This window comes from Ensifer sp. ENS08 (assembly GCF_014852195.1).
GTDB classification, from domain to species: domain Bacteria; phylum Pseudomonadota; class Alphaproteobacteria; order Rhizobiales; family Rhizobiaceae; genus Ensifer; species Ensifer adhaerens.
This window is the reverse complement of the sequence record NZ_JACVBF010000028.1, coordinates 1-11,718: the sequence shown is the minus strand read 5'-3', so window position 1 is coordinate 11,718 and position 11,718 is coordinate 1. Positions and strand designations below refer to the sequence as shown.

8 protein-coding genes, 1 pseudogene and 1 riboswitch are annotated in these 11,718 nt (G+C 62.2%); of the genes and pseudogenes, 7 read left to right on the top strand and 2 right to left on the bottom strand.

Features of this window, described 5'->3' with window-relative positions:
- Nucleotides 1–296: 296 nt before the first annotated feature.
- From IB272_RS33220 to IB272_RS33190, 7 genes are all read left to right on the top strand, one after another.
- The gene (locus IB272_RS33220; RefSeq protein ID WP_034798040.1) at nt 297–956 is read left to right on the top strand and encodes a calcium-binding protein; all 660 of its coding nucleotides are present in this window, start codon (nt 297–299) and stop codon (nt 954–956) included.
- A gap of 66 nt (nt 957–1,022) precedes the next feature.
- Nucleotides 1,023–3,275, top strand: a complete 2,253-nt coding sequence (locus IB272_RS33215) for a glycosyltransferase family 2 protein (RefSeq protein WP_060582964.1) — start codon at nt 1,023–1,025, stop codon at nt 3,273–3,275.
- On the top strand, nt 3,272–4,117 hold the full coding sequence (locus tag IB272_RS33210; protein ID WP_060582965.1) for a class I SAM-dependent methyltransferase: 846 nt from the start codon (nt 3,272–3,274) through the stop codon (nt 4,115–4,117). The genes IB272_RS33215 and IB272_RS33210 overlap by 4 nt, the downstream gene beginning before the upstream one ends.
- Nucleotides 4,114–5,376, top strand: coding sequence for a glycosyltransferase family 4 protein (locus tag IB272_RS33205; RefSeq protein ID WP_192445802.1), 1,263 nt, complete (start codon nt 4,114–4,116; stop codon nt 5,374–5,376). The genes IB272_RS33210 and IB272_RS33205 overlap by 4 nt, the downstream gene beginning before the upstream one ends.
- Nucleotides 5,377–5,386: 10 nt before the next feature.
- Nucleotides 5,387–6,118, top strand: a complete 732-nt coding sequence (locus IB272_RS33200) for a hypothetical protein (protein WP_034798045.1) — start codon at nt 5,387–5,389, stop codon at nt 6,116–6,118.
- 10 nt (nt 6,119–6,128) lie between these two features.
- Complete coding sequence (locus IB272_RS33195; RefSeq protein WP_192445801.1) at nt 6,129–8,348, top strand: hypothetical protein; 2,220 nt, start codon at nt 6,129–6,131, stop codon at nt 8,346–8,348.
- Nucleotides 8,345–9,646, top strand: coding sequence for a glycosyltransferase family 4 protein (locus IB272_RS33190; RefSeq protein ID WP_192445800.1), 1,302 nt, complete (start codon nt 8,345–8,347; stop codon nt 9,644–9,646). The genes IB272_RS33195 and IB272_RS33190 overlap by 4 nt, the downstream gene beginning before the upstream one ends.
- Nucleotides 9,647–9,669: 23 nt before the next feature.
- Here IB272_RS33190 and thiD read toward each other — a convergent pair whose 3' ends face one another.
- Entirely contained in the window at nt 9,670–10,545 is an 876-nt protein-coding gene (gene thiD, locus IB272_RS33185; RefSeq protein ID WP_192445799.1) for a bifunctional hydroxymethylpyrimidine kinase/phosphomethylpyrimidine kinase, read from the bottom strand.
- Between the two features lie 117 nt (nt 10,546–10,662).
- A riboswitch (TPP riboswitch) is annotated at nt 10,663–10,766 on the bottom strand.
- Between the two features lie 514 nt (nt 10,767–11,280).
- Nucleotides 11,281–11,409 (bottom strand): annotated as a pseudogene (locus IB272_RS35240) (transcriptional regulator); the annotation flags it as partial.
- Nucleotides 11,410–11,718: the final 309 nt, after the last annotated feature.

The window sequence follows — 11,718 nt, the reverse complement described above, 5'->3', positions numbered from 1 at the left end:
CACCGCCTGCGCCGGCGAAATTCAATTTCGCCGGCAATTTGTTTCTAAATTTGAATTTATTTCTAAGTAATAACAAATCTATGACCCCTTAGATATCAGGGATAATCATCAAACTGATACAAGATATACATCGTAGGTAGCAGATAATAATACAGTGCAGCTGATTTTATTTCTTTTTTGCTGTTGCCATATGTTTTTTTGCAGTGCAATGTCGCCGCGCTCGCCACCGGTTTGAGACCGAGGATGAGCGCAAGCACAACCAAAATGACGTACGCAACAACTAAGAGGAGTAGCATATGGCCACGTTGGAAGGCGGCGCGTATGATGACGCCCTTTTTGGCTCACGCTTCGACGACTTCATCCACGCTCGCGCGGGTGATGACTTCGTGAACGGAGGCAATGGCGACGACACCATTTTCGGCGACGAAGGTGATGACATGCTGTTCGGCGGTAACGGCAGCGATACCCTGTTCGGCGGCTGGGGTGACGACGTTATCCATGGCGAGAACGGGAACGACGTTCTGTTCGGCGGCCAGGGTGATGACCTGCTTTACGGCGACAACGGGAACGACATTCTCATTGGCGGCGGCGGCAGCGACCTGCTGATGGGCGGCCGCGGCAGCGACATCCTGTTCGGTGGTGCCGACAACGACATCATCAACGGCGGCCAGGGCGACGACGTCATGACCGGCGGGGAAGGCAGCGACGTGTTCGTGTTTGACGGCGGTGGCGGCAACGACGTCATCCTCGACTTCACGCCCGGCGAAGACCTTCTGCAGATTTCGAAGGACATCAACGGCCTCGACATTTCGTCGCCGGAAGATCTGGCATCGCGCGTCACCCAGGTTGGTGGCAATGTGGTCATCGACTTCGGCCATGGCGATACGCTGACGCTCGTCAATGCGGACGCCGACGACATCCAGGCGAACCCGAACCACTACTTCACGATCCATTGAGATTGACTGGCGCGCCCCACTTCCTCCCGTGGGGCGCCCTCCCTTTTCGTCCTTCAGGAGTAGCGCGTGACGGCAGACGACCGTATCAGAAGCTTCGGCCTCGACTTCACAAGCGCCGCAGCTTTCAGGCTCGGCTTCGACGTTGCTGTGCTGATCTGGGACGCACCTTCCGAACTCTCGGCAAAGACAAAATACGCCCTTTCTGCGTCGCGTTCCCTCGTACCTCTCGTCAGCATGGCGCTTCCGCGCGCCCAGGGGGGCCAACGGATCTTCTGGGCGATGCGCCCCGGAAACGACCGCGAACTCGCCGAAATCGCGGCGGACGGCGAGATCTTGCAGACGGTGGTTCTGGAACCGACCGCCAAGCTCCCTTTCCTCGATCTGGCGGCCCAACTTTCCGATCTTCAGCCCGAAGGTCGTCTCAAGTTTCTCAACAATCTGCTCACGGTCTGGCGAAGCGCGTTTCGCCTGTCTCGTGACGAATTCTTTATTGGCCTCGTCGATGACGTGATCCACGCCCTGAACCTTGGGCAGCGCCCCGCAACCATCGCCTGTCAGCTGGCGCATGGACGCTATCTGGCAGAGACGACCGTCAATGCCGAGCTCGGCGAGATCAACGCCATCTATGCGCTCGGCGCCGAGGCAATTTTGCCGCTGCCGCAGCAATTCGCCATAACCGGCCGAACCGAGCGCGGCCAGCGCCGCTGCCATTTCGTTCTTGAATCGCCGCGCGCGCCCCAGGCGCTCTCACTCATCATCATGGGAAAGCGCGGTATCGCCGTGCGCGAGCTTTCGCCGCGCGGTTCCCGATATCCCAACCTCCAGCAATGGTGGCCCGAGCACGGCGCAGCGCCGGGCTTGCGCGAGTTTGTCGTGCGGTCCTTGAGCGAGGTTCCGGAAAGCGGCACGGCCCTTGCGATCGACCTGCAGCTTCGCTCCGCCCTACCGGCAAAGCAGGCGGGCAAGTCCGCACTGCATCCGGGTGCTGAGATCGACCTCGCCCTTGCCATGTCGAAAGGCCTGCTCATCGGCGGATGGACGCGGGACGCGAACGGCGTCCTTGCCGGCATCGACTATCTCCAGGAAGATGGCACGGCCTTGCCGCTCGATGGCAACTGGTATGAATTTCCGGGCTGGGCCCGCGGCGCCGAAGAAGGCTCCAAGACCGACGTGACCGGTTTTGTCAGCTGGCTGCCGATGCGCGATCCGGTTGGTCCCCTTCTCCAGCCGCGATTCCAGTTGCGGCTGGCGTCCGGCGCAGTCAAGCCGCTGGTGCCAAAACCGCAACCCTTCGATCCTGCAACGCAACGCAACCGGATCCTGCGTGCCGTTCCCCCCCAGCACGCTAACGATCAGGCATTCCGCACGATCCTTGCGCCGGCGCTGAAAGACGTGGAACAACGACTGGGCAAGACGATCAGGGTCGACCAGACCAAGGACTTCGGTCCGATGATGGCCGCGCCTCTCGTCTCGATCGTCGTTCCCCTCTACCGCGTGCTCGACTTCCTGCGCTTCCAGCTGTCGGGACTTGCGACCGATCCTTTTGTCGCGGCCAACGCCGAGATCATCTACGTGCTCGATTCCCCGGAGATCCACGACGAGACGGAACACCTGCTCGGTGGCTTCCATCTGCTTCACGGGCTTTCGATGAAGCTCGTGGTGATGAACCGCAACGGCGGCTATGCCCGCGCCTGCAATGCCGGCGCGCGGTTTGCCCGCGGTTCCGTCATTGTCATGCTCAACTCGGACGTCGTTCCCTGCGGGGCCGGCTGGCTGGAAAAGCTTGCGCTGCCGGTGCTGAAGGAAAAGTCGATCGGCGCCGTCGGCCCGAAACTGCTGTTTGAGGACGGCTCGCTGCAGCATGCGGGCCTCTATTTTGCCCGCAACAAGCAGGACATCTGGCTCAATCACCATTTCTACAAGGGCATGCCGGGCGCCTATGCGCCGGCGCAGCAAATGCGGAGCGTCCCGGGCGTCACCGGCGCCTGCCAGGTGATGCGCAAGGAGGTGTGGGACCTCGTCGGCGGCTATGCCGAGGACTTCGTCATTGGCGACTACGAGGACAGCGATCTCTGCCTCAAGATCCGCCAAGCCGGCTTCGACATCGTCTATGAGCCGGCAGCCTGTCTCTATCATCTGGAGCGGCGCTCGATCAGCCGCAGCCAGGATTACACGCGCGGCGTCGCCAGCCAGTACAATGCATGGCTGCATACCGAGCGCTGGAACCAAGACATTACCACCCTGATGCCATCCTACCTCGGCGCCGAAGAGGCGGCAGCGCCGAGCACCCGTAAGCCTGCCGCCAGGAGCGCCGCATGAACCAGCCCGCACTTCGCCACGCAGACAACCTGCAGCCGGCCTGGCAACAGAACGAAGACCGTATCGAAGGCATGCTTCAGACGGTTCTCACCAATCGTTTCCTGCCGCAGCCGGACCAAAACAGCGTCTTCGTCGGAGATGGCAACTACCGGGCTGTCGGCGCGGAGTTTCTCGGCCACTTCATCCGCATGGGCGGATTACAGCCGAAAAGCAGCGTGCTCGACATCGGCAGCGGCATCGGCCGCATGGCCGTTCCGCTGACGCAATATCTCGATAGCGATCACGGGCGCTATGTCGGTATCGACCCGGTGGAAGGCGGCGTCACCTGGTGCCGTCAATGCGTCACGCCGGTCTATCCGAATTTCACCTTCCAGCATGTCGACATCGCCCACGAACTCTACAACCCGTCAGGCAGGATCAACGGCAAGGCGCTGAAGCTGCCCTACCCCGATCGCCAGTTCGACTTCGCCATCATGACGTCGATCGTCACCCATCTGCCGCCGGACGAAGTGCTCGTCTATTTCAGCGAGATCAACCGGATGCTGAAGCCCGGCGGGCGGCTCTTCGTCACCGCCTTCGTGGTCGATAGCATCGCCGCGAAGGATGAACACGGCCGGCGGGATCCCCGTCTTGCCTTCGTTCGCAGCGGCGACGGCCCCTGCTGGTTCGTGCCCGGTCTGCCGCCGCTTGCTGCCGTCGGTTTCGACGACGGCTTCCTCGACCGGGCGCTGGAGCGGGCAGGCTTCACGACGGTCCTGAAATCGCTCGGTCACTGGCGGGGCCAAAGTGCCGGTCACTACCAGGATGTCTTCGTCGCCGAACGCCGGAGTGTGAGCGGATGAAGAAGCGTATTCTGGTCGCCGCGCACAACCATCCGGCGCTTCACCCCGGCGGCACGGAGATTTTCGCGCACGACCTCTTCCGTGCCTATCAGCGGGCCGGTCACGAGGCGCTCTTCCTCGGCGCCACCAACCAGACCCACCGCCAGGTGCGGCCCGGCACAAGCTTTCAGGCGATCGGCCCCGAAGGCGACGAGGTGCTTTTGTGGTCCGGCCATTTCGATCGCTTCTTCATGAGCCAGATCGACCTCTATGGCGTCGTGCCCGACCTTACCGAGCTTTTGCGCGATTTCCGGCCGGATGTGGTTCACATCCACCATCTGCTGCTGCTCGGCGCGGAGTTTCCGCACATCGTCCGCCGCACCCTGCCCGACTGCCGGATCGTGATGACGTTGCACGACTACTATCCGCTTTGCCATCACGATGGGCTGATGGTGCGCACCAGCGGCAAGGAGCTTTGTCACAAGTCGAGCCCCGACCGTTGCCATAGCTGTTTCAAGGACATTCCGCTCGATCGTTTCGTGTTGCGCGAGCAGCATCTGAAAGCGTTGCTCAGAACCGTCGATCGCTTCATCTCGCCGAGCCAGTTTCTGAGGCAACGCTTTATCGACTGGGGTCTTAACGGCGACCAAATCGACGTGATTGCCAATGGCCTACCGCCACGAGACGCGCCGTCGCGCAAGGGCCAGCCGGAGAACGATCGGCCGGTTTTCGGCTATTTCGGCAATCTCAATCCCTGGAAAGGCACGTCCGTGCTTCTCGAGGCTGCGCGGCAGTTGATCGACGAAGGCCTGCGTTTTGAGCTGCGGGTGCACGGGGGCGCCCCCTTCCAGGCCGACAGTTTCAAGGATGAGATCGCCCGCCTCTTCAAGAAGACGGCGCCTTCGGTCCAGCAGCGCGGCGCCTACAGGCGCGAGGACATCGGCGAGCTCATCGCGGCGGTCGATTGCACCATCGTGCCTTCGATCTGGTGGGAGAACGCACCGCTCGTCATCGGCGAGGCCCAGACTCAGCGCAAACCGGTGATCGCCAGCAATATCGGCGGAATGGCCGAAATGGTGCAGGACGGCGTCAACGGCATCACCGTCTCACCAAACGATCCGCGTGCGCTGGCCGCCGCCATGCGCCGCATGGCGGAAAGCCCTGACCTTCGGCGCCGCCTTTCGGCCAATGCGCGCAAGCCCAACGATATCGATACCACTGCCCGGCGCTATCTCACGCTCATCGACGCGATCGAGCCCCGAGAAACCGTCGCCGCCTAGAGGGAAGACCATGTCTGTAGCAGCCGACAAACCGGACGTCGCACCGGAGCAAAACAATGCAAAGCCGCTGAAGGGCCGCGTGGACGCGATCGACCAGGGCCGCGTCTTCGGCTGGGCATTCGACCCGGAAACTCCGGAAAAGCGGCTTGCCATTCGCGTGCTTCTCGACGGCAAGGTGATCGCCGAGGCGCTCGCCGACCGCAACCGGCCCGATCTCAAGCGCAACGGGATTGGCGACGGCAACCACGCGTTTGAAATCGCGTTGCCTGAGATGGCGAGCGCGCGCAGCGGCGAACTCGTCGTGCTTGCGGCGACCGGCAAAGGCGGCGAACTGCCGCTTCGTGTTCCCAAACCCGATGAACAGGCGGCCGAAGCGCTGATTGCAGCACCGCTTGCAAAAGTGCTCGACAAGCTCGACGTGCTGATGGCAGCGCAACGGCAATTGCAGGTCTCGCAGCGTTCCGCCCTGCGGTCGAAAGTTGACGACGGCGATGAAGCCGAAAGCCCCGGGCTTGCGGCAATCAGCGACGATGTCGCGAACCTCCGCGGAGAGATCACCCAACGGTTGACCGATCTCGACGTCCACCTGATGCGGCTCGACGGTGTAATCGCGGGCATGGAAAAGAGCCTCAACGCACTGAAGCAGCGCTCGAACGGCGATTTGAAGCCCGCGTTTCTGCTACTCTTCGTGCTTGCGGGCTTTGCGGCAGGCGCGATCCTTTCCGTCTTCCTTCGGACCTGAGGCGCATCTCATGCCCAGTTCGGAACTCAGCCTTTCCGCAAGCCCAGCACCGCTTGGCCGCATCGCGCGTAGTGGACGGATCATCGCCTGCCCGATCGACGAAACACTGTTGCTCGTTATCGGAACCGGTGGCCCGATGGCCGATCAGTTGCCGGTTGAGATCAATGAAGATGCGTCAAGCCAGGTCATGGCGTCGGTCGTCGGCTGGCGGCTGGCGGCACCCCAGTCTTCCGCCACGCATGGCTTCGCCGCGCTGTTGCCGGTCGAAGGCTCCGAGCCGCTGCCGACTACCCTGCGCTTCGGCAAGGCGGGTAACGGCAAGCGCTATATGGTTGCGCCACGCACTGTTTCGATCGGTGAAGTCACGGCGATGCTGAAGGATTTTGCCGGTCCGCAGTTTGTCCATGTCCTCGGCCGTCTGGTCGACGTGCTGATCAAGCCACCGCATGCCGATCAACGGCTCGCGGCCATTACGACCCTGCTTAAAACGGGAGCGGCGAGCGACGGATATATCGAACTGCTCGGCGAGGGCCATGACGGGACCATCGCCCTGAAAGGATGGGCGCACGACCTGCCCGCCGGCGTCTGCCGGGCGATCGTCAAGAGCGACGATACCGTCCTTGCCGATTGCAACGTCGCCATTTTCCAGCGCAACGACGCGCCTGACGGCTCGGCTGGCTTTGTCGGCCTCCTGTCCGCAAACGACCTGCCCCGAGCGCGCGACATCAAGGGCATATTCTATCGCGGCCGTGGCGCCTGGCGTTATGCCGGGCTCCACGAACGCCGGGTCGTGACAGGTCCGCTCGAGACACCCGGCCATATCCGCGCGATGCTGCTCCAGAGCCAGAGTTCGCCCCAGGTCATGCTTCGCCTGCGCGATGCCGCGAGCGGATATGATGGCACCGAGACGATCTCGAGCCTTCCGGTTCCTGTCCGCCTTGGCGTGGATGCGCTCTACCAGGGTGAGGATGGTGCCTTCCTGATTTCGGGCTGGCTCTTAGACGCGGAGGGCCATGTTGAAAGCGTGCGACTTTGCCGGCAGGGCGGCGGGGCACGGCTGGACGCAGCCTGGACCCGTACCGAACGATCCGACGTCGAAGAGGCCTTCGTCGATCGGCCGGAATTCAAAAGCGCGATTTCCGGCCATCGCCGGTCCCATGGATTTATCAGTCGCGTCGAGTTGCTTGATGGCGAGGCGGAGGGACCAGTTCACCTCGAACTCACCCTCAGAGACGCCCGCCGCGCCTACATGCCACTTTTCCCGGTGCGGCTGCCCGCACGCGCCGCCGCCTTGCGGCTGCTTGGCTCGATCGATCCGACAAGCTGGGCCCTGCCCGACATCATCGACCGGCAGATCGTCCCGTTCCTGACGGCGGCGCGCAACACCGCACCGAGCGTCGAGACAGTCGTCGACATGGGACCGTTCGATCAGGCCGAGGGTACCGCCATCCTTCTTGTCGCCGGAGAAACCGAAACGGATTTCGCACCGCTCCTGGGGCTGCTCGCGCTTGATCCGCAAACGCGCCGGGCCCCGATCGCGCTCGTGCTCCAGGCCGAGCGGTTCCGAAGGCACGCGGTCCACATCCGTCAACTCTCCGAATTCTATCGCCTGCCGCTGCGGCTCGTATCCGTCGAAGGCGCCGGCGATGCATGCGACCTGGCGCAAGCGGCCGCTGCGAGCACGAACAGCGACGCCGTCATCCTGCTTTCCGCGTCGCTGACGCCGGCCAATACGGGGTGGTATCAGGCACTCGTTGCCGCTTACGAGGCAAACACGGGAAGCATCATTTCGCCGACCCTTGCCTACGAGGATCACTCTATCCGCTGGGCCGGCAGCACGTCGCTCGATCGCCCCGACCATCTTCAATCGAGCCGCTACGCCGGCTACCCTGTTGGCGCCGTCAATCGCCTCAAGCTGACGCGGGTCGCAGCCGCATCGCTCGATTGCTGCATCCTGCCGCGTGAAGCGCTGATGGAGGACGCAGGTCTGTCGCCGACCTATCTCGGCGCAGCGCTGAAGGGCCTCGATCTCGCCCTTCGCCTCAGCGGCAAGGGCTACGAAGCCTACTGGCTTCCTTCCCTGCAGATGGTCGGATCGGACGACGTGCCCGGAGCGGGCTCCGCCGCCACCGCCCGGTTCGTGGAGCGTGTCGACCGGACGCTCTTCCGCGCCCGATGGATGCCCGCCTCCGAAACCGCCCAAACATTCTTCGAGGAGACTGACGCATGAGCGAAAAACTCCGCGTACTTGTGGTTTCCCATGGCCACCCGACCCATTCGCTTGGCGGGGCGGAAATTGCTTCGCATGGTCTTCACAAGGCGCTGAACGGCCTGTCGGGTGTGGAATCGATCTACCTCGCCCGCGTCGGCAATCCGGTTCCGCGCCATGGCGCTTCCGCGCTGATGAGCCTGCGTCTCGCCATGGACGAAGTGCTCTACCACGCCGAAGACTTCGACCATTTCTTCCTCTCCAACGGCGATACGGACGCGATCCGCCGTGACCTCTTGCGCTTCGTCGGCGATATCAAGCCGGACATCGTTCACTTCCATCATATCCTCGGCTTCGGCCTGGAAGCGCTCTACGCCGTTCGTGATGCCCTGCCCAAGGCGCGCATCATCGTAACGTTCCACGAATATCTGCCGATCTGCCACAATCACGGGCAAATGGTGAAACGCCCCTCGGGCCAGCTTTGCAACGGCGCTTCACCGATCAGTTGCCACACGTGCTTCCCTGAAATCCAGGTGTCGCGCTTCGTTCGCCGCGAGCAGTTCGTGCGCGGCATGCTTAATCTCGCCGATGCTTTCATCGCGCCCAGCGCCTTTCTCGCCAACCGCTATGTCGAATGGGGGCTCGAAGCTGCAAAGATCTTCGTGATCGAAAACGGCATCGTCATGGGCGACAAGGCGCCAGCCCGCGAACTGGCGTCGCCGACGGCCCGACGCAACCGCTTTGCCTATTTCGGGCAGATGACACCGTTCAAGGGCGTTCACGTGCTGATCGACGCGGTATCGCGCGTGCCCGACGACATCTGGGGCGATGATTCCTCATTGATGATCTTCGGCGGCAACCTCGAGCGTCAGCCGAAGGACTATCAGGAGAAGGTGGCGAAACTGATCGAGGAGGCCGGTCGCCGCGTCCGCTTCTACGGCGCCTACCAGAACCAGGACATGCCAAGGCTGATGCGCTCGGTCGACTGGGTGGTGATGCCCTCCGTCTGGTGGGAGAACTCCCCTGTCGTTATCCAGGAAGCGCTGCATCACGGCCGGCCGATCCTGTGTTCAGACATCGGCGGCATGGCCGAAAAGGTTCGCGACCGGCTGGACGGCTATCACTTCCGCGCCGGCAGCGCCCAGGATCTGGCCGACCGCCTGATCGACGTCTTGGGCGCGCCACGGGCATGGGACAATCTGCGTGCGACACTTCGGCGACCGACGAGCCATGTCGATTGCGCGCGGGAACATGTGGCGCTCTATCGGAAAATGCTCAAGGGCGAGCAACCGGCCCTGCCGAGCGCGGCAGTGGCCTGAGGTAAGCCCGAAGCCCACACTGCTTAGCCAGATCGCGAAGCACGGCCAAGAGCGCCCTGGGCTTCGGCTACGTTCGAAGCCGCGGCGCCCGACCCTTTTTCGTTGCCCCACCAATGATGAAAGTGATGAACCGGCCCATGCCCATGGCCGATGGTCAGGCCATCGGCCGCCACCAGCGCGGCATGCAAGTAGGCCTTGGCTGCCACAACCGCATCCTCAATCGGCATACCCTTGGCAAGCCCCGAGGCGATTGCTGCCGAGAGAGTGCACCCGGTGCCATGATCATTGCTGGTTTCGATCCGTGGCCGCGACAGGTTGAGGACACTCTCCCCGCTATAGAAAATATCGATCGCGTCCTTGCCCTTGGCATGACCGCCCTTCATCAGCACCGAACGCGCACCGAGCTTCAGAAGCATCTCTGCCTGACGCGCGACCTCGGCTTCGGATTCGGCGATCGCGCGTCCGGTCAATAGCGCCGCCTCGGGCAGGTTCGGCGTCAGAATGAGCGCCAGCGGCAACAACTCCTCCTTGAGAGTCGCGATCGCGTCCGGCCGCATCAAATGATCGCCCGAGGTCGCCACCATCACCGGATCGATGACAGCCTGCCGGTCGTACCGCTTCAGACCGGCCGCAATCACCCCGATCGTCTCGCGCCGCGAGACCATGCCGATCTTCACCGCATCGACGGCGAGATCGGAAAACACAGCATCGATCTGTGCCGTAACGACAGTCGGGGAGATATCTTCCACCGCAGATACCCCGCGGGTATTCTGCGCGGTGACCGCGGTGATCACACTGGCGCCATAAACGCCCAGCGCCGAGAACGTCTTGAGGTCCGCCTGAATACCAGCCCCGCCGCCGGAATCCGAGCCTGCGATGGTAACGGCGATCGCGGTCATCGGCCCACCTGCATGAGGCTTGAGCCTTTTCGGTTTGAGTCAAGAACAGACACGAGCAAAGCAACCTCCCGGACATGGACGGAGATCCGGTCGACAAGCGCAAAGACGGCTGGTGAGCAGAAGCACCCTCGCCGTTCCTACGCCGGTATGATCCGGATCAGGTTCAAGGGTCTGGCTCACCGCCATCTCAGCACAGTCAATGTGCGCCCCTCGGCACGAGGGATGCTAGGGCAGCGTAGGGGGGGTGTCAAACGTCGAACCACTGTGACAAATAGCTCAGAAAATGATTTGCTAAGCGAAGGTCCCTTTGGCCCTGGAGCTTAAGGGGCCTTCCGTCTGAGCGTTCGACTTCACAGACGGAGGTATTGATGACACAGGCTGGGGAAATTCCATAGTTCCTTCACTGCGCGAATCTGAGCTCCCTTCAAAGTTGGCTCATATCTCTCTTCCACGCTTTGCGTCTGTGATAGTGGGATCAAGCACCGTCAACGGCACATCGCGGGCCCGATCTCTTGAAACGAACGCCGACGCCTGCCACGACTATTCGCCTCGGTCTCAATTCCCGCCTTCGCCAACGCCGTGACGCTGCGTGCACAATCCGTCGTCAGCTTCTCTTTCAAGGTCGGCCATAGTTTAGTGTGAAACGCTTGCTGCTTCGCGAGGTCTGCCCAGCTCCAGTCCAACATCGTTCGCGCTCCATGGCAGGCAAAATTTCCATTCTTTGCGACCTTAGTGCTAGTCGGAAATTGGCTTCTTAAATCGTACCCCTGGCCCGCCGCCATTTTCGGGGATGAAATCGATTCCTGCGTCTTCGAGCACTCGCTGCACGCGTTCAAGCGTTGACGCTCGCAACCGCTCTCCCCGCTACTGGGCGGCATGATCATTCTCGGCATCGTGTCAGGCAGCGCGTCTGCTGAGCGGTCAGGCGTCGTCTGCAATGTTGCCGCTGCGGAGGCTGCTTCGGCTGCAGCGGAAGCTGCCGCCACGGCGCTTCAACTGTCCGCCGAGTTTACCCAGATCGATTATACGTATGACCGGGCTGGTTCAGAGCTGGCTCGGTTTGTCTGAACAGTTTCGGGCGTTTTGCTAAGTGGATTTCCGCCTCGATTATGCTGCCGCCATCATCGGTGTCAGCGCGTTGAAGTAAGCCTGATCCGGCGTCTGCCGGTCAAG